Source organism: Aurantiacibacter zhengii, assembly GCF_003584125.1.
GTDB lineage: Bacteria > Pseudomonadota > Alphaproteobacteria > Sphingomonadales > Sphingomonadaceae > Alteraurantiacibacter > Alteraurantiacibacter zhengii.
The window spans coordinates 203,916-222,592 of the sequence record NZ_QXFL01000001.1 but is presented as its reverse complement, the minus strand read 5'-3'; the positions used below and the strand labels follow the sequence as shown (position 1 = coordinate 222,592).

General features: G+C 62.7%; 17 protein-coding genes. 10 read left to right on the top strand and 7 right to left on the bottom strand.

Features of this window, described 5'->3' with window-relative positions:
- Positions 1–54: 54 nt before the first annotated feature.
- Entirely contained in the window at positions 55–1,101 is a 1,047-nt protein-coding gene (locus tag D2V07_RS01070) for a rod shape-determining protein (RefSeq protein ID WP_119584178.1), read from the bottom strand.
- A gap of 183 nt (positions 1,102–1,284) precedes the next feature.
- Here D2V07_RS01070 and mutL point away from each other — a divergent pair, with 183 nt between their 5' ends.
- Together mutL and D2V07_RS01060 are read left to right on the top strand one after the other, a co-directional pair.
- Positions 1,285–3,105: a DNA mismatch repair endonuclease MutL gene (gene mutL, locus D2V07_RS01065; protein WP_119584177.1), complete on the top strand. Its 1,821-nt coding sequence runs from the start codon at positions 1,285–1,287 to the stop codon at positions 3,103–3,105.
- The gene (locus D2V07_RS01060; RefSeq protein WP_119584176.1) at positions 3,105–3,605 is read left to right on the top strand and encodes a hypothetical protein; all 501 of its coding nucleotides are present in this window, start codon (positions 3,105–3,107) and stop codon (positions 3,603–3,605) included. The genes mutL and D2V07_RS01060 overlap by 1 nt, the downstream gene beginning before the upstream one ends.
- Before the next feature lie 3 nt (positions 3,606–3,608).
- On the opposite strand, the gene D2V07_RS01055 is transcribed toward D2V07_RS01060, so the two are convergent.
- From D2V07_RS01055 to D2V07_RS01045, 3 genes are all read right to left on the bottom strand, one after another.
- A complete protein-coding gene (locus D2V07_RS01055; RefSeq protein ID WP_119584789.1) occupies positions 3,609–4,394 on the bottom strand; it encodes a glutaredoxin family protein in 786 nt (261 codons plus the stop codon).
- A 5-nt stretch (positions 4,395–4,399) separates the two neighbouring features.
- Positions 4,400–5,218, bottom strand: coding sequence for a DUF1206 domain-containing protein (locus tag D2V07_RS01050; RefSeq protein WP_119584175.1), 819 nt, complete (start codon positions 5,216–5,218; stop codon positions 4,400–4,402).
- Between the two features lie 255 nt (positions 5,219–5,473).
- Positions 5,474–6,184, bottom strand: coding sequence for an NYN domain-containing protein (locus D2V07_RS01045; protein WP_119584174.1), 711 nt, complete (start codon positions 6,182–6,184; stop codon positions 5,474–5,476).
- 346 nt (positions 6,185–6,530) lie between these two features.
- Here D2V07_RS01045 and D2V07_RS01040 point away from each other — a divergent pair, with 346 nt between their 5' ends.
- A complete protein-coding gene (locus tag D2V07_RS01040) occupies positions 6,531–7,448 on the top strand; it encodes an OmpA family protein (RefSeq protein WP_119584173.1) in 918 nt (305 codons plus the stop codon).
- Between the two features lie 56 nt (positions 7,449–7,504).
- On the opposite strand, the gene D2V07_RS01035 is transcribed toward D2V07_RS01040, so the two are convergent.
- A complete protein-coding gene (locus D2V07_RS01035; protein ID WP_119584172.1) occupies positions 7,505–8,140 on the bottom strand; it encodes a carbonic anhydrase in 636 nt (211 codons plus the stop codon).
- A 94-nt stretch (positions 8,141–8,234) separates the two neighbouring features.
- Between D2V07_RS01035 and lipA the strand changes: the two genes are divergently transcribed.
- Positions 8,235–9,194, top strand: a complete 960-nt coding sequence (gene lipA / locus D2V07_RS01030) for a lipoyl synthase (RefSeq protein WP_119584171.1) — start codon at positions 8,235–8,237, stop codon at positions 9,192–9,194.
- Positions 9,194–9,655, top strand: a complete 462-nt coding sequence (locus tag D2V07_RS01025) for a type II toxin-antitoxin system RatA family toxin (protein WP_119584170.1) — start codon at positions 9,194–9,196, stop codon at positions 9,653–9,655. Before lipA ends, D2V07_RS01025 begins: the two co-directional genes overlap by 1 nt.
- Here D2V07_RS01025 and D2V07_RS01020 read toward each other — a convergent pair.
- Positions 9,616–10,113: a CinA family protein gene (locus D2V07_RS01020; protein WP_119584169.1), complete on the bottom strand. Its 498-nt coding sequence runs from the start codon at positions 10,111–10,113 to the stop codon at positions 9,616–9,618. The genes D2V07_RS01025 and D2V07_RS01020 overlap by 40 nt on opposite strands.
- Entirely contained in the window at positions 10,110–11,273 is a 1,164-nt protein-coding gene (locus D2V07_RS01015) for a bifunctional 2-C-methyl-D-erythritol 4-phosphate cytidylyltransferase/2-C-methyl-D-erythritol 2,4-cyclodiphosphate synthase (protein ID WP_119584787.1), read from the bottom strand. Before D2V07_RS01015 ends, D2V07_RS01020 begins: the two co-directional genes overlap by 4 nt.
- Positions 11,274–11,354: 81 nt before the next feature.
- Here D2V07_RS01015 and dusB point away from each other — a divergent pair, with 81 nt between their 5' ends.
- From dusB to ntrX, 5 genes are read left to right on the top strand one after another with little or no spacing between them, the layout of a single operon-like run.
- On the top strand, positions 11,355–12,377 hold the full coding sequence (gene dusB / locus D2V07_RS01010) for a tRNA dihydrouridine synthase DusB (RefSeq protein WP_119584168.1): 1,023 nt from the start codon (positions 11,355–11,357) through the stop codon (positions 12,375–12,377).
- Positions 12,374–13,438, top strand: coding sequence for a two-component system sensor histidine kinase NtrB (locus D2V07_RS01005; protein ID WP_119584167.1), 1,065 nt, complete (start codon positions 12,374–12,376; stop codon positions 13,436–13,438). Before dusB ends, D2V07_RS01005 begins: the two co-directional genes overlap by 4 nt.
- Positions 13,439–13,455: 17 nt before the next feature.
- Positions 13,456–14,865, top strand: a complete 1,410-nt coding sequence (locus tag D2V07_RS01000; RefSeq protein ID WP_119584166.1) for a sigma-54-dependent transcriptional regulator — start codon at positions 13,456–13,458, stop codon at positions 14,863–14,865.
- 57 nt (positions 14,866–14,922) lie between these two features.
- Positions 14,923–17,151, top strand: a complete 2,229-nt coding sequence (locus D2V07_RS00995) for a sensor histidine kinase (RefSeq protein ID WP_233548189.1) — start codon at positions 14,923–14,925, stop codon at positions 17,149–17,151.
- Positions 17,152–17,171: 20 nt separating this feature from the next.
- Positions 17,172–18,557, top strand: coding sequence for a nitrogen assimilation response regulator NtrX (gene ntrX, locus D2V07_RS00990; RefSeq protein ID WP_119584165.1), 1,386 nt, complete (start codon positions 17,172–17,174; stop codon positions 18,555–18,557).
- Positions 18,558–18,677: the final 120 nt, after the last annotated feature.

Below are 18,677 nucleotides of genomic sequence, written 5' to 3'. Positions count from 1 at the left end.
CGCTTAGCCGATGGCGGCGCCATAACCGCCGGTACCTCCAGAAACTTCCACTGCTTATGCGGTCATCAAGACGCCACGATAAATGGGGTCTTCCATCGCCTTGCCGGTACCAATGGCCACGCAGGTCAATGGATCCTCGGCAATGCTGACCGGTAGCCCGGTCTCTTCCTTGATGTGATCGTCAAGTCCGGCAATCAGCGCCCCGCCGCCGGTGAGCACGATCCCCTGGTCGACGATGTCCGCCGCCAGTTCGGGCGCAGTGTTTTCAAGGGCGATGCGAACCCCTTCGACGATCGCGCCGATCGGTTCGGAAAGCGCTTCGGCGATGTGCGCCTGGTTGATCGTGATTTCCTTGGGAACGCCGTTCACCAGGTCACGGCCCTTGATGATGATGCTTTCGCCAACACCATCTTCCGGCACGGTTGCGATGCCGTATTCCTTCTTGATCCGCTCTGCCGTGGCATCGCCGATCAGCAGGTTGTGATGGCGGCGCACGTAGGAGACGATGGCCTCGTCCATCTTGTCACCTCCGGTGCGAACCGACGTGGTGTAGGCAAGGCCCCGCAGCGAGAGCACGGCAACTTCGGTGGTGCCGCCGCCGATATCGACGACCATCGAGCCGACCGGTTCGGTCACGGGCATGTCGGCACCGATGGCGGCAGCCATGGGCTCGAGGATCAGGAAAACTTCGGAAGCGCCGGCATTGCTGGCCGCGTCGCGAATGGCGCGGCGCTCGACCGAGGTCGAGCCCGAGGGCACGCAGATCACGATTTCCGGATACCGCAGCAAAGTGCGCTTGTTGTGCACCTTGCGGATGAAGTGCTTGATCATCTCCTCGGCGATTTCGATGTCGGCGATCACGCCATCGCGCAGCGGGCGGATCGCCTCGATGCTGTCGGGGGTCTTGCCCATCATCATCTTGGCATCTTCACCCACGGCCTTGACGCGCTTCACACCGTTCAGCGTCTCGATGGCCACGACGGAAGGTTCATTCAGAACGATGCCGCGATCCTGGACGTAGACGAGAGTGTTCGCCGTGCCGAGGTCGATGGCCATGTTCTGCGAACCGAACTTGAAGAGATTGGAGAAGAAAGAACTCATCGAGAAATCCGTATTTTAGGTGAGCTTCGTCACGGAGAGACTCCGTGCATCCGCCGCAGGTGTTCAGGAATTGGCGGGTCTTTAACGCCTGATTGCGGTAAAGGCCAAAAAATTTGTCGACAAACATGCAGTTTTGTCGCGGTTCGCCTCGAAAATGCGGCGAGTGGCCGATAGGATGGCTGGATGCCGCAAATTCGTCGCCTTCCGGAAACGCTCGTCAACCGCATCGCCGCTGGCGAGGTGGTGGAGCGTCCGGCGTCTGCATTGAAGGAACTGGTGGAGAACGCCATCGACGCTGGCGCCTCGCGCATTGCTGTCTCGATTGTCGAGGGCGGCCTGGGTTCTATCGAGATTACCGACGATGGCTGCGGCATGTCCAGCGACGAGATGGCGCTGGCGCTCGAACGGCACGCCACGTCCAAACTGCCCGATGAAGCGATCGAACAGGTCGGCACACTTGGCTTTCGCGGGGAGGCCTTGCCTTCGATTGGCAGCGTGTCCCGGCTAACCCTGGAAAGCCGGGTGCGCGGGGCCGATCAGGGGTGGAGGCGGGTCGTCGACCATGGGGCCCTGGTAGAGGAAGGCCCTGCCGCCTTGCCCCCCGGCACCCGGGTGCGGGTGGAGAACCTGTTCGGCAAGGTACCGGCACGGCGCAAGTTCCTGCGGACTTCGCGCAGTGAATACGCCGCCTGCCAGGATGTGGTGAAGCGCCTTGCAATGGCGCGGCCCGACATCGGCTTTACGTTCGAGCATGGTAGACGCCGCATCTTCCAGGTGCAGGGCGGGGAGGGGACCGAGTCGCGTGTCGCGCAGATCGTGGCGCGGGAACTGGCGGATAACGCGGTCTCGCTGGACCTTGAGCGGCCTTCCGGTGAAGGCACGATGCGACTGACCGGCATCGCCGGCCTGCCGACCTACAATCGCGGCATTGCCGATCACCAGTACCTGTTCGTGAACGGTCGCCCGGTGAAGGATCGCCTGCTCACCGGCGCGGTGCGCGGTGCCTATGCCGACATGCTGGCACGCGATCGCCATGCGGTGCTGGCCTTGTTTCTCGAAATTCCTTACGCCGATGTCGACGTCAACGTCCATCCCGCCAAGACAGAGGTTCGTTTCCGCGATTCTGCGGCAGTGCGCGGTTTCATCGTTTCCGGCTTGCGGCAGGCCCTTTCGACCGGAGATCGCCGTTCCGCACAGTCACCCGACTCCGGCGCGATGAGTCGCTGGCAGCAGGAGCCGGTGCGCGACGAGCCGGCTGCTGCGTTGCGATCGATCTTTGCCGGGCGCGACTGGTCCGCCTCGCGGTCATCGACTTCGCACGTTGCCGAGCCGCGGATGGACTGGGCGAGCGAGGCAGATGTCCTCGCCGCGCCGCAGGGGAGGGCGGAAACCGCAGAGGTGCTGCCGGAAAACGCCGAGCAATATCCGCTTGGCATTGCCCGGGGGCAGGTTGCCAAGACCTACATCGTGGCGGAGGCATCCGACGGGCTGGTGCTGGTGGACCAGCACGCCGCGCATGAACGCATCGTGCTGGAACGGTTGCGCGCCGCGGGTGCTGGCGACCGGGTAGCTGCCAGCCAGGCGCTGCTGATGCCCGAGGTTGTCGAGATGGACGAGCCCGCCTGCGACCGCCTGGAAGAGCAGATCGATCATTTCGCGACGCTTGGACTGGTGATCGAGCGCTTCGGTCCCAACGCGATGCTAGTGCGCGCCTTACCCGGAACGCTTAAGAAAGCCGATCCGGCGAAATTGCTTGTCGATCTGGCAGACGATCTGGCCAAGCACGGCGCTTCGCTGCTGCTGGGCGAGAAGATCGAGCATGTCCTCGCGACCATGGCCTGTCACGGATCGGTTCGCGCCGGCCGTACGTTGAACGTTGCCGAGATGAATGCACTCCTGCGCGAGATGGAAGCCACGCCGCGTTCAGGGCAGTGCAACCATGGTCGCCCGACATGGGTGAAACTGTCCATGGATGATGTAGAAAAACTGTTCGGGAGGCATTGATGCGCTGGGCTGTAATCCTTTGCCTGGGTGCTGCGCTTGCGTCGTGCGGCGATGAATTGACCGATGCCGAGCGCGCGGAGCAGGATCGCGAACTGGCGGAACGCGTGCGCGAGGCGAATGACCAGGCACCTCCGCTGATTGAAGTCGTGCCCGAACCGCTGCTCTATCCTGACATGGAAGCCAACGACCTGTTCGGCCTTGCCTGTTCGTACGCTCCCGGCACCAGCATGGGTGCCCGCGTGATTGCGCGTGAGGCCGATGCGTTCGTGAAGATAGACGGAGATGTTATCCGGTTTGCCGCCGATCCCGGCTCGCGCGAACTGCCTGCCAACAGCCGATCGCTTTACAACGGCCGCGAATATTCGCTGCGACTGCAAATTGACGGCAAGCGGACAGACGACACAAACGGGAGTGCCTTTTACGAAGGGACTGTCTGGCTGCGGGACCGGTGGGACCGGGTCATATACCAGGGGGCTGGCACCGTATCCTGCGGCGCGTGATGCCTATATCAGGGCGGGGCGCACCAGCATCCAGATGCCCATGCCGATCATGGCAAGGTTTTCCGTCAGCGAGACGAAGCCAAGCGGGACATTTGCGCTACCCCCCACGCAGGCGCACTTAATCTCGCGCTTCTGGATATAGACGGCGTAGAATACGCTGACCGCGCCGATCGTACCGATAACCAGTGCGACGGGTATGGATATCCACGGCAGCACCCGGCCTGCCATCAGGATGGCGGCTCCCGCTTCCAGGAACGGGTAGAGGTAGGCATAGGGCACCCATCGCTTCGCCAGCAGGTCGTAGCCGAGGAACATGGTGGAGAACTGCTCCACATCCTGCAGCTTCAGCATGGCGAGCATCGCCATCGAGAAAGCGACGAACCATTCGCCCGCGCGGATCGTCAGCGGCGTGCCAAAGCTCCACCAGCTGAGCGCCAGCGCCAGTCCAAGACCCACTGCGAATACCGCGATGACCGGGGTGTAGCTGGTCTCGCTATCGTCCTTTGGCGGATTGCCGAAGTGCTTGCGCAGCGCATCGTATCCCCCGATCCGTTCATCGTCGATGAAAACCTGCGGGGTAGTCTTCACGCCATGCTTTTCCTTGAACGCGTCGGTTTCCTCGCGATTGGTGAGGTAGTGGTCTTCGACTGTGTAACCTTTACGCTCCAGCAGCCATTTTGCCTTCAGGCCATAGGGACAGACGTGCTTTTCCATCACCATGCGATGGAGGCGCGCGGTCTTTTGACCGCGCGCCCCTGAACTGGCCTGGGTATCGGGTGTGTTGCTCATGTCGCTCATGCGCGGAAATGGGGGACCTTTCCATCGGGGCCCATTTCCGGAATGATCCGGTAGCGGGCGAGTATCAGCGACAGGATGCCAAAGGCGATCAGGCCGATAGCGACCAGAGTGAAGATGAAGCCATCATCGGCAAGGCTCGCGACAGCGTCGCCAAGCGTCTTAACCTGTTCGCCGCCGGCCGACATGAAGCCAGCCTGGAACAGCGACCAGCCGATCACCACGAACACAACGGCGCGGGCCGCGTAGCCAATCGCTCCGATCGTGCGGGTATGATCTGGTGCCTGTGCGGAAATGCGGTTCATGAATTCACCAGTGACTGCCTTTTTGCCTTGGGCAAATGCGGCGATAAAGAAGGCAATCCCAAGCAGGCCGAGGATGATGCCGCCAAATTCCATGGACAGTACGCCGGAAGCCGCTTCCTGCGCGCCGCCACCGCCGGAGCCGCCATCACCCGATCCACTGCCTTCGCTGCTGGCGAACTTGTAGGCCGAGAATGCCAGCGCAAAGTGGCCGATGGCACTGCCGAGGTGGCCGAGGCGCTTACCCCAGCCCTTCGCGTCGGAGCCTTCGTTTTCGATGTCGAAAAGAGGCGAACACAGGCGGAAGAGGCCATACGCGGTGAGGCCGACTACCATGATCCACAGGATCGCGGTGCCGGCGGGGAAGTCCTCGATGGCGAGGAATACGCCGTTCGTCCCGTTTGCAATCTTGCCAGCGCTGGTGAGGGCGATGAGGCCGACGACCGAATAGAGGATGGCGCGGCTGAAGTAGCCCACCCGTACCAACCAATTGAACTTCTCGGACTTGTCGACCATGCGGGGTTACTCCTCTGAACCGTTTCCCCAGCAACGGGCGAAGCGCATGTTTGTGCCGAGATGCGCAGGCAGGCAGTTAATCTGGAACACCTGGAACACCGTTCAGGGGAGAATGTCGCCGCCGGGCGTTTACGCCAGCAAACCATTGGCTTGCCTGGCGATCGGCGCAGTTCGAGGTGGGTGGGGCAGGGCAAGACCATCGCCCGCCACATGACCTGATAGCCAGACTTGTAGGAAAGCGCGCGGAAGGCGCTGTCAGCGCAGTCGCTTCACGTAAAGCTGCTTGTCGTCGCGACGTTCCATCTTGAAGTTCTCACCCGCCGCTTGCATCAGGTCCGACAGCCGCTTGAACCCATGGTTACGCACGTCGAAGCTGGAACGGTTACCGGCGATCTGGCCCACCTCGTGCAGGCGGGCGAACCCTTCGTCATCGCGGCTGGCAGCTTTCCACGCGGCACCGAGCAGCTCGATCAATTCGGAGTCGATCGCGCCGCCGCTACCGGGCTTGGTGTCATCCGAAGAGGTGCGGATAAGCTGGTCAACATCGATGTAGCGGGTACAGGCCGTCTTGAAAGCGTTGGGCGCCTTCTCGCTGCCGAAGCCATAGACAATAAGGCCGTCCTGCCGCAGACGGGTAACCAGCGGCGTGAAGTCGCTGTCGCTGCTCATGATACCGAAACCGTCCACCTTGCCTGCATTCAGCAGGTCGATGGCATCGATGGTCATGGCAATATCGGTGGCGTTCTTGCCCTTGGTCAGGTCGAACTGCTGCACCGGCTGGAGGCCGTAGCGGTGCGAAATCTGATTCCAGTTGGAGAGGGCGGGCTTGGCCCAGTTGCCATAGGCCCTGCGGATATTAACCTGCCCCAGCTCTGCCAGAACGGTCAGCACCGGGTCGATACCGTGATGGCTGGCATTGTCTGCATCGATGAGCAGGGCGATGTTCTTTAGATTGGCTTCAGGCATGGGCGATGAAATGGCGGCACCGCTCGCGGAAAGCAAGTGCGGGCAAGGCCGCAATCCTTCGCGGGATTTTCATGTCACAGATTGCGGCAGAAAAGTGTCGCGCCCTAGGTTGCAGGCACTCGGTCTATCGCAAGGGGCGCTCTTGCGGTCCCTCGATTTGCCAGTCTTTCACCCGCGTTCATTTTCGCGACAGGGAAATCTTAACAGGAGCCACGTTTGAAGCGCGGTCCGGTCGAAAGCCCTGATGCGCATCAACGTGAATATATGGAGACCGCACAAGTTCTTGCGGGCCAGCAGCAGTGCATCACGCGCCGTGCCGGCCTGATCGTTTCGAAGGAGTTTCAAGATGAAGATCAATTCCCACAAGCCTCTGGGCCTTGCCCTTGTCGCCGCCATGGCGCTCCCCGCTTCCGGCTCGCTTTCCGCGCAGGAGCTTCGTCCCGCCAGCGCCCAGGCGAACGTCCAGACCGACCGGATCGATGTCTACGGTACGCTGCCAAGCGATCTTTCCGGGCTGGAAGATGGGCCGGAGATCGACGGTTTCATCTCGCAGCGTCGCGGCCGTGAAATGCAGGTGACGGCAGAGAACGGGCAGAGCACCACGGTCTTCGTTGCCGACACGACCGACATTCGTGCGCGCGGTGGCTTCCTGGGCCTTGGCCGGACCGAACTGGGCCGTGACTCGCTGCTCAACGGCCTGCCGGTGACTGTCGAGACCGTGCAATGGGAAGGCGGGCTGGTGGCCAGCCGTGTCCGCTTCAAGGACGATGACCTCGAGACCGCAGCCATGATCCGCGGCGCGACGAACCAGCGTTTCACCGAGAACGAGATGGCGATCGAGGAAAACGCGGTTGCTACCGAAGCGCTGCGCGGCCGCGTTGCCAATATCGACCAGTATAACGTTCGCGGAACGGCCAATGTCTATTTCGACACCGGCAAATGGAACCTCACTCCCGCTTCGCAGCGCGAGCTGTGCGACACCGCGCGTGAAGCTGGCGGCATGGATAATGCCCTGCTGCTCGTGGTCGGCTATACCGACGATGTCGGGGACTATGACTACAACCAGACGCTGAGCGAACGCCGCGCGGGCCGTGTGGTCAACTATCTCCAGCAGCAGTGTGACTGGCAGCCGTGGCGCATGCTGACGCCGACCGGCATGGCCGAGGCAGATCCGCTGGCCGACAACACCACGCCGGCCGGGCGGGCACAGAACCGCCGCGTTTCAGTGAACATCCTCGTCAGCAAGGCTGTCGACAACATGTAAGCCAACTGGCTGGCTGAGAAAAAAGCCCCCGCGTCAGCAATGGCGCGGGGGATTTCTTATGCCGGTCGGAATTCTCCGCTTTCCTCGTCCAGCAAATGCAGGATGCCATCGGAAATGGCGAAGTAAGCACCGCGCAGGCCCAGTTCTCCAGCGGCTTCCTTTTCCTGCACGCACGGGAAAGTGCGCAGGTTGGCAAGGCTGACTTTCACGGCTGCCAGTTCCATGGCGCGTTCCGCCTCGCGGCCGGTGGTGCCGAGCTTTTCAGCAATGGGCCCACGCGTTTCGTCCAGCATGTCGATCCAGTGAGCAACGAACCCCCCGGCACCAAGTTCATTGCCGTGCAAGTCTTGCGTCAGCGCGGCCTGGCAGCCGCCGCACATGCCGTGGCCCATGACCACGACTTCCTTCACCTTCAGGAACTGCACCGCAAATTCAAGCGCCGCGGACACACCGTGGCGGCCTGGCGTGGTTTCGAACGGGGGCACGAGGGCAGCGACATTGCGCACGACGAACAGCTCACCGGGAGCTACGTCGAAAATCTGTGCAGGGTCCACCCGGCTATCGGAACAGGATATCACCATAACCTGCGGCGACTGGCCTTCCTTCAGCTCCTCCCAGCGCTCACGCTGCTGTTCCCAATCGGTCTCGCGAAAGCGGCTGTAGCCGCCGATCATTTGGTCAAATGTCTTCATGCGACTATCGCTGCCGTGATTTTCCAGATTCGGCAAGTGGGCTGAAGGTCATGCGGGTTGCCCAGTCGAGGGTAGGGCACTAAGTGGGCAGCCAATGAACGACCTCTCATCTGCACCCGCCCCGGAAGAAGAACGCCCGGCCCGTCAGCGCAAGCCGGACTGGATTCGCGTGAAAGCGCCGACCAGCAAGGGTTTTCAGGAAACGCGCAAGCTGATGCGCGACCTCAACCTGAACACCGTCTGCGAAGAGGCGGCATGTCCGAATATCGGGGAATGCTGGGAGAAAAAGCACGCCACGGTGATGATCCTTGGCGATGTCTGCACTAGGGCCTGCGCGTTCTGCAACGTGAAAACGGGCATGCCCCGCATGGTCGATCCGATGGAGCCGGAGAACACCGCCATCGCCGCGGCCAAGATGGGCCTCGAACACATCGTCATCACCAGCGTCGACCGCGACGACCTGCCCGATGGCGGCGCGAACCAGTTTGTGAAAGTGATCAAGGCGCTGCGACGCGAGACACCCGACACGACCATCGAGATCCTCACGCCCGATTTCCGGGGCAAGATGCGTGCGGCGGTCGAAGCGATTTGTGAAGCCGGGCCAGATGTTTACAACCACAACCTCGAAACGGTGCCGCGTCTCTATCCCACCATCCGGCCCGGGGCGCGCTATTATGCTTCGCTACGGCTGCTGGAAGAGGTGAAGAGCCACAACCCGCTGATCTTCACCAAGTCCGGTATCATGCTGGGCCTAGGCGAACAGCGTCTGGAAGTGCACCAGGTAATGGACGACATGCGCAGCGCGGATGTCGATTTCATCACCATGGGCCAGTACCTTCAGCCCACGCCAAAACACGCCAAGGTCGAAGATTTCGTGACGCCAAAGGCGTTCGACGCGTTCGGCTCCATCGCCCGTGCGAAAGGTTTCCTTCAGGTGGCCGCCACGCCGCTGACCCGTTCCAGCTACCACGCCGGCGATGATTTCGCCGAAATGCGCGCCGCACGGGAAGCCCGGCTGGAAAAGCAGAGGGCGAAGGAAGGGAAGGGCGCCTGATGCCCTCCATCCGCGAAACCCACCGCCTGCCCTACACGGCAGAGCAGATGTTCGACCTTGTCGCCGACGTCGACAGGTATCCCGAGTTCCTGCCATGGGTGGTCGCCACCCGCGTGCGGCAGGATAGCGAGACGGAAATGACCGCAGACATGCTGGTCGGGTTCAAGGCGCTGCGCGAGAAGTTCACTTCGAAAGTGGTGAAGGAGCGCCCCAGCAGCATCCATGTTCACTACGTCGACGGACCCCTGCGCGACCTCGACAACAACTGGACTTTCCGCGACCTGCCCGACGGTGGTTGCGAGATCGACTTCTGCGTGGACTTCAGTTTCAAGAACATCATGTTCGAAACGCTGGCCGGGCAGTACATCGACCGCGCCTTCCGCAAGATGGTGACTGCGTTCGAGGCCCGCGCGGCGGAACTTTACGGCAGCAGCAGCTCCAGCGCACAAAGCGTGGCCTGACGGCGCACGCCGGAACGACCGGTATTCTCGAATAGCCGATCTTCTGCCTCGGGCTCTTCCTGTCCCTTCTCCAGCCGCGCGAACACGACGGTGCCAACCGGCTTTGTGTCGCTGCCGCCTCCTGGCCCCGCTACACCGCTGATTGCAACTGCAACGTCGGCGTCGCTGTTCTCCAGCGCGCCGCGGGCCATGGCGTAGACGCAGGCGATCGACACCGCGCCGAACGCTTCGATGATGTCGCTAGCCACGCCAAGTTCGCCCTGCTTGGCCTCGTTCGAATAGGTGACGAAGGACCTGTCCAGCACGGCAGAGCTGCCGGGGATCTCGGTGAGGGCAGCGGCGACCAGTCCGCCGGTGCAGCTTTCCGCCAGAACGATCTTGCGCCCGGCCGCAGCGTTCTCTTCCACCACGCGGCGGGCGAGGGTCACGATGTCGTCGGGAAGCAGGAAATCGCTCATGTTTTCGCCACCATGGTTGCCACGGCCTGGGCCGCGATGCCCTCGCCGCGGCCGGTAAAGCCCAGTTTCTCTGTTGTGGTAGCCTTCACGCTAACCGAACCGGCGGCAGTGCCCAGCAGTTCCGCCAGCCTTGCCTGCATTGCATCGCGGTGAGGGCCGATCTTGGGCGCTTCGCAGATCAGCGTCAGGTCCACATTGCCGACGACATAGCCCGCATCGCCCGCAAGTTTCACCGCATGTTCGACGAACTGCGCCGAACGCGCGCCCTTCCACTGTGGATCGCTGGGCGGAAAATGCTGGCCGATATCCCCCATCGCCATCGCGCCCAGAATGGCATCCACCACGGCATGAAGGCCAACATCCGCGTCGGAATGGCCTGCGAGCCCCTTGTCATGCGGGATTTGCAGCCCGCACAGCCACAGTTCCTCGCCTGCTGCCAGCCGGTGGACATCGTATCCCATGCCGACACGCACGGGCAGGGCAGGGGCAGTCTGGGACACGAAATCCTCCGCAAAGGTGAGTTTCTTCAGTCGCTCGTCGCCGTCGACCATTGCTACCTCGCCTCCTGCTGCGCGCAAGACCTGGGCATCGTCGCCCGCCACAGGTTCACCCGGCCAGGTGCGGTGGGCCGCAAGTATCTCGGCATAGCGGAAGGCCTGCGGGGTCTGCACGCGCCGCAGGGTGTCGCGTTTGGCGTCTGCGGCCATCAGCTCGCCATCGGCGACGACAATCGAATCCACTACCGGAAGGACGGGAATTGCGCCCGCGCGGATTTCGAGGGCGGACAGCAAGCGCCGGATTACCTCGCCGGGCACGTCTGGACGCGCCGCATCGTGGATCAGCACGCGCTCGAAACCGATGTCGGCAAGCGCTTCCAGCCCCGCGGCAACCGATTGCTGGCGTGTAGCCCCGCCGTCGATCACACTCAGGCCTTTGGTAACACCTGCCGCATCGCGCGCCATCTGGTGCATTCCGGCAGGAGCAACAATAACGATGTGGGCGCAACCCGCCTTGCGCAGGGCGTCTATCGAATGGCGCAGGACCGGCTTCCCGCGCCACGGTGCGAACTGTTTTGGCAGCGTCTGTCCCGACCGCGTACCTTTTCCAGCTGCGACGACGATCGCTGCGAAAGGCGGTTCGGGCGAATTGGATTGGGTCATCGACACAGGGCAGCGAGCTAGCCGCTTGAGACTGTCCTCGCAATCCACTATGCGCCTGCCTATATTTTAGGCATCAGATTCATGAGCGCAAACGCAATCCCTTCTCCCCCGGCGATTACGCCTGTCGATATCGGCCCCGTGCGGATCGATTGCCCGGTCGTGCTCGCGCCGATGACTGGGGTGACGGACCTGCCGTTCCGCACGCTGGTGCGCCGCTATGGCTCGGGCCTCAACGTGACCGAAATGATTGCCAGCGAGGCAGCCATCCGCGAAACGCGCCAGTCCATCCAGAAGGCGGAGTGGCATCCGACCGAGGAACCGGTGTCCATGCAGCTGGTGGGCTGCGACCCCGTTTCCATGGGCGAGGCGGCCAAGCTGCAGGAAGACAACGGCGCTGCGGTGATCGACATCAACTTCGGTTGCCCCGTGCGCAAAGTGGTGGGCCAGCTAGCCGGCAGCGCGCTGATGCGCGAAGTCGGCTTGGCGACCAAGCTGATGGAAGCGACGGTAAAGGCCGTGTCCGTCCCGGTTACGGTGAAGATGCGCATGGGCTGGGATCATGCCAGCCTCAACGCACCCGAACTCAGCCGGATTGCCGAGGACCTTGGTGTGAAGATGATCACAGTCCACGGCCGCACGCGCAACCAGATGTACAAGGGCAGCGCCGACTGGTCGTTTATACGCAAGGTAAAGGATGCGGTTTCGATCCCCGTCATCGTCAACGGCGACATCTGCTCCATCCCCGATGCCGCGCAGGCGCTGGAGCAGTCGGGTGCCGACGGCCTGATGATCGGGCGCGGCGCCTACGGCAGGCCTTGGCTGTTGGGGCAGGTCATGCATTGGTGGCACACCGGCGAAATGCTTGAGAGCCCCAGTTTCGACGAACAGTACGAAACCGTCGCCGAACATTACGACGCCATGCTGGAACATTACGGCGAGGACGTTGGCGTGAAGATCGCCCGCAAGCACCTTGGCTGGTACACCAAGGGGATGCACGGCAGCGCCGACTTCCGCAACAAGGTGAACTTCATCGAGGACCCGGCACAGGTGAAGGGCGAGCTCGAGCGGTTCTACGCACCTTTCCTCAGGCGCCGGGCTGCGTGAGCGAGGAGGATACCGCGCTGCCCGCCGCGCGCGAGCAGCTTCACGGCCTGTCATTCGGATTGCTGTTGCTCGATCCCGCACAGGTTATCCGGGAGGCCAATCCCGCTGCCGAAAGCCTGCTGGGGCTTAGCCTGAAGCGGATGAAGGGCAAGTCGTTCCTCGAAGTACTCGCCTTCGATCAGCCCGGCATCGTCGACCGACTGCGCGATGTGGAGCGTCAACTGGTCGCCCGGGGCGTGGATGCCCGTATCGGCAATCGCGACCTGCGCCTGAATATCACCGTTTCAACCCTTTCCGATCATCCGGGATGGCGCATGGCAACCTTGTCCGATGCGAGCCAGGGCGAGCGGTTCGAGGAGCACGAGCGGCGCGGACAGTTGCGCGGCCCCGCCGTTCTGGCGCACGAAATCAAGAACCCGCTGGCAGCCATTCGTGGGGCATCCCAGCTGCTGGCACGAAAGGTTGGCGACACGGAAAAGGCGCTGACGAACCTGATTGCCGACGAGGTCGATCGCATTGCCCAACTGATAGATCGCATGCAGCGACTAGGCCGCGAACGCGCGGAACCGGTGGGGCCTGTTATCCTTCATCAGGCGATCCGGCGGGCTTACGAAACCGTACGGATCTCCAGCGCATCGACGGTCGCCTGGCGCGAGGAATTTGATCCGTCGCTCCCGCCAGTCCTCGCCAACGAAGGCGCGCTGGTGCAGGTGCTGGTGAACCTGATGGCCAACGCCTGCGATGCCTGCGGCGACAGCGTAGCCCCGCAGGTGACGGTCCGCACGCGGTTCGTCAGCGGCATGGTGATGAACGTCATCCGCCTGGGCAGACCGGTCAAATTACCGATCGAGATTACCATCAGCGACAACGGACCCGGCGTTGACCCAGCGATCCGCGATGACATTTTCGAGCCCTTCGTCTCCAGCAAGACGAACGGGCAGGGGCTGGGGCTGGCCCTGGTGCAGAAACTGGTGCGCGACATGGACGGCCGTGTAAGCCACGAACGCGACGATGCCCGGGGGTGGACGCATTTCCGTATTCACCTGCCCGTGGCGCGCTGATTCAGGAGGGGAAAGGCATGGCTCACCACGCCTTGCTGGTAGAAGACGACAACGCAATCGCCACGGTCATTCGCGTAGCGCTGGAGGACGAGGGGTTCGAAGTCGATACCTGCGACACCGTGGCTGGTCGAGATGCCTCTCTCGAGCAGCGCGATTACGGGGTCATGCTGACCGATGTCATGCTGCTGGACGGAGACGGTATCGAGACGCTGGGCGCCGTGCGCGAGCGGTATCCGGAAATGCCGGTGATCATCCTGTCCGCGCAGAATACGCTCGATACCGCGGTGCGCGCCACGGAACGCGGTGCTTTCGAATATTTTCCCAAGCCTTTCGACCTCAACGAACTGGTGCGGGCGACGCGCCAGGCCGTCGATAGCCGCAAGACCGGCATGATAGGCGAGGAGGCTGGGGCCCAGGGGCTGCCGCTGATCGGGCGCAGTCAGGCCATGCAGGAGGTCTATCGTCTGATCACCCGCGTTCTTGGCAACGACCTTACCGTGCTGGTGCTGGGTGAGAGCGGAACGGGCAAGGAACTGGTGGCCGAAGCCATCCACGAACTCGGTGCCCGCAAGCAAGGCCCCTTCGTCGCGGTCAATACCGCCGCAATTCCGCGCGAACTGATAGAGAGCGAGTTGTTCGGGCACGAGAAGGGCGCTTTCACAGGGGCCACCGCCCGCCATATCGGCAAGTTCGAGCAGGCGCATGGCGGCACGCTGTTCCTGGACGAAATCGGCGACATGCCGGCAGAAGCGCAGACCCGTCTGCTTCGTGCGCTGCAATCGGGTCGCATCCGCAGGGTGGGCGGCAGCGAGGAGATCGCGGTGAACGTCCGTATCGTCGCGGCGACCAACCGCGATCTGTTGCCTCTCATAGCAGCAGGCGATTTTCGCGAGGATCTCTATTACCGGCTCAACGTGGTGCCGATCAAACTCCCGCCGCTGCGCGACCGTACCACCGACATCGCTCCGCTTGCACTGCACTTCCTGTCCCGCGCGGCCAACGAGGGGCTGCCGCGGCGATCGCTGGCAGAGGATGCGGCGCAGTTGCTGGCGCAGCAACCGTGGCGAGGGAACGTGCGCGAACTGCAGAACCTCGTCTATCGCGCGGCACTGCTATCGCGAGAGGATGTGATCGACGCGGCAACGGTGCGCTCTTTGCTCGATACGGCTCCTGCGAGCGGCGGCCAGGCGTCGCAGCAAGATATCGGGTCTGCCGTCGACAGCTGGCTGGATGAGATCCAATTCTCGCCGGGGAATCTCTATCATGAAGCCCTGGCAGAACTGGAACGGCCGATATTCCGCCATGCCCTTTCGCGCACCGGAGGCAACCAGCTGAAGGCTGCCCAGTTGCTGGGCATTAACCGCAATACCCTGCGCAAACGGCTGTCCGAACTGGAGATCGACCCGGACAGTTTCTCTCGCAATTAGGGGATTACAGCGCTTTTAACTTGCAAAGCTGCAACAGCGTTGTTGTAAGCCTGCAACGTGACAGAAGCGCCACACTCCGAAGCGGCGGAAACTGCCTCCAAACGCTCGCGCTTCCTGCGCCGCGCGGCTGTGGCTTCACGCAAGCTGAACCTATTTTTCTGGCTCGAAGTGCTTTGCTACGTGGCGCTGGCGCTGATGGTCCTGACCGTGTGGTTCACGCTGGCAGGGCGGCCAAGCGATGGCGAGCCGATCCCATCCTGGCAGGCGGCGACGCTGCTGGTGGGCACCTTGCTGCCAGCCCTTGGCCTGATTGTGCTGTGGGGCCGCCGCATTGCGATCCGCAGGGCCGGCAGCACCACTGCCCGCCTGCATGTGAACCTGGTGTTCTTTTTCTCTCTCCTCGCCGCAATTCCCACGCTGATCGTGGCCGTGTTCGCATCGATCCTTTTCCAGTCTGGGGTGCAGTTCTGGTTCAGTGACGATTCGCGCGGCATCCTGGAGAATGCGAACAACCTTGCGGAAGGTTACTACGACGAGAACCTGCGCGGCGTGGGCAACAATGCCGTCGCCATGGCAGGCGACATGCGGTTCGTGATGCAGAACGTGCCGGTCGCCAGCGTGGAATTTATCGACCAGCTCTATAATCAGGCGTACTCGCGCGAGCTGAGCGAGGCGGCGATCATACGCCTGACCGGCGACGGCGAATACCGGCTGATCGCCCTTGCTGACCCGGAGGACGACCGCGAACGCCAGCGCATCAACAACTCCGTGGTGGAGCCTTTGCGCGAAGGTCAGCCGTTCACCGTGTCGTCCTCTCCCGAACGGACCGAAGCCACGGCCATGCTGGACCGCGAGCTGGACCTGTATGTCTACGTCGCCCGCGACGCGCGGCCCGAGGCGGCGCGGCTCTACCGCCAGGCGCAGAACGTCGCGGGTGCCTATGACGACCTGACAGAGCGCGCCCGGGTGCTGCAGTTGCAGTTCAACTTCGCCCTGTTTGGCGTGTCCCTGGCGCTGGTCGCTCTGGCAGTCTGGGCCGCTTTGCGCTTTGCCGACCGCCAGGTGAAACCACTCGCGGAACTGGCCGAGGTGGCGCAGGAAATCGGCGCGGGCAACTATGCCATGCGCGTATCCGGGCGCACAGGGCAGGACGAGATCGGTCTGCTCAACCGTGCGTTCAACCGGATGAGCGCGCAGATCGAGCGCCAGACCGATGCACTGCTGGGCGCCAACAGGCAGCTCGACGAGCGGCGCGCATTTATCGAGGCGGTTCTGCAATCGATCACGGCCGGCATCGTCTCCATCAACGGGGAAGGGCGCATTCAGCTGATGAACAATTCTGCGCAGCGCCTCCTGCTCGATCGCGAAGGCCCCGTCCCGGTCAACGTGCCGCTGGAGGAGGTTGCCCCGCCGCTCGCCAAACTGGTCAGCGAAGGCTCGATGGGCGAGATCATCCAGTTCAGCCGTCGCGGGGAATTGCTTACGCTGGCGGTACAGCTGGCCCCTGACGCCGGTGGATATGTGATCACTTTCGAGGATATCACCCGCCAGTTGCTCGACCAGCGACAGGCGGCCTGGTCCGACGTGGCGCGCCGCATCGCGCACGAGATCAAGAACCCCCTCACGCCGATCCAGCTGGCGACCGAGAGATTGAAGCGGCGCTATTCCAAGCAGATCGACAAGGATGTCGAACTCTTCGACGAGCTGACCGGCACGATTATCCGGCAGGTGGGTGACCTGCGCAAGATGGTGGACGAGTTCTCCAGCTTCGCCCGCTTGCCCAAACCCGTCTTCCGCAGCGAGGACGCCGTCGACCTGGTGCGCCAGGCGCTGTTCCTGCAGGAAGTCGCGCACCCCGAGATCACCTACGGCTTTTCCGCCGGAAGCGACATTCCGCCGATAGAATGCGATCGGCACCAGGTTGGCCAGGCAATGACCAACGTGCTGAAAAACGCTGCCGAGGCGGTGGATGCACGCGGTCCCGATGCGCCAGTCGACTGGCGCGGGCGCATTACCGTGACGATGGAACGCGACGGTGACCATATCGAGATCGCCGTTACCGACAACGGCATCGGGCTGCCACAGGGCGGCGAAAACGTGATCGAGCCATACGTCACCACGCGCGAGAAGGGCACCGGGCTCGGCCTCGCCATCGTGAAGAAGATCGTCGAAGAACACGCCGGCGATCTCGAATTCGCTGCCCTTCCAGAGGGCGGCACCAAGGCAACACTGCGCTTCGCAGTGCATCCGGGTGACCTGGATGAGAACAGCGAAGCGGCCGAATGATTTTTGCAGGAGAGCACTGAATGGCACTCGATATCCTGGTCGTCGATGACGAACGCGACATTCGCGATCTCGTTGCCGGCGTCCTCAGCGACGAAGGCTATGACTGCCGCACCGCGGGTGATAGCGCCAGCGCGCTGGCCATGATCGATGAACGTCGGCCCAGCCTCGTCCTGCTCGACGTATGGCTTCACGGCAGCCCGATGGACGGATTGGAAGTGCTGGATGCCGTCAAGCAGCGCGAGCCCAACCTGCCGGTCATCATCTTCTCCGGCCACGGCAATGTCGATACCGCCGTATCCGCGGTCAGCCGCGGGGCGATGGACTTCATCGAAAAGCCGTTCGAGGCGGAAAAACTGCTGCACCTCGTCGCGCGTGCAACGGAAACCGAGCGGCTGCGCCGCGAAAACGAGCGTCTGCGTGAAGGGATGGCAAGCACCGACGAGTTTACCGGCAACTCCAGCGCCATCAACGCCGTGCGCGCCACTTTGAAGCGCGTGGCAAATACCGGCAGCCGCGTGCTGGTGAGCGGCCCGGCAGGGGCGGGCAAGGAAGTGGCTGCAAGGCTTCTTCACGCATGGAGCCCGCGTGCGGACAAGGCTTTCGTCACGGTCAATTCCGCCCGCATCACGCCGGAGCGGTTCGAGCACGAGCTGTTCGGGGAGGAGGCCGATGGCAAGCTCGTCCGCCCCGGACTGCTGGAAATGGCCGACGGCGGCACGCTGTATCTCGACGAAGTGGCCGATATGCCAGAGAGCACGCAAGCGCGCATACTGCGCGTGCTGACCGACCAGAGCTTCGTGCGTGTAGGCGGCAGCCGGCAGGTGGGCGTGGACGTTCGGGTCGTATCCTCCACTGCGCGGGACCTGTTGGGCGAAATCGAGGAGAAACGTTTCCGCGAAGACCTGTTCTACCGCCTCAATGTGGTGCCCATTGAAATTCCGGCCCTGTCGGAGCGCCGGGACGACATACCGGCCCTGGCCGATCATTTCTTCACCCGCTACGCGCGCGAGCAGGGGCTGGAGCCGCCCACGGTCGCACCGGAGGCACTGGCGGCGATGCAGGCCTATGACTGGCCGGGGAATGTCCGCCAGTTGCGCAACGTGATCGAACGCACGGTGATTCTTGCCCCGCGCGAGGATTTCAGCGCCATTACGCCCGATATGTTGCCTCCTGAAATCACCGGCAGCTCCGACGAGGGTGGTGGGGGCATATCGTCGCTGATGGGCGTGCCCTTGCGCGAGGCACGGGAAAGTTTCGAGCGCGAGTACCTGCGCATCCAGATCCGACGCTTTTCGGGAAATATCTCCAAGACTGCAGGCTTCATCGGGATGGAGCGGTCGGCGCTGCATCGCAAGTTGAAGCTGCTGGGGATGAACGAACGCAACAGCAACGGCGACGAAGACTAGGCTCCTCAGCCGGAACTTTTGGTCAGGCAAGGAACCAATTGCTGCCGGAAAGTTTTTTGTATTATACGCTGCATTGCACAAAAGTGCGGCCGGGGGATCCTGAAACTGTTTCACGGATTT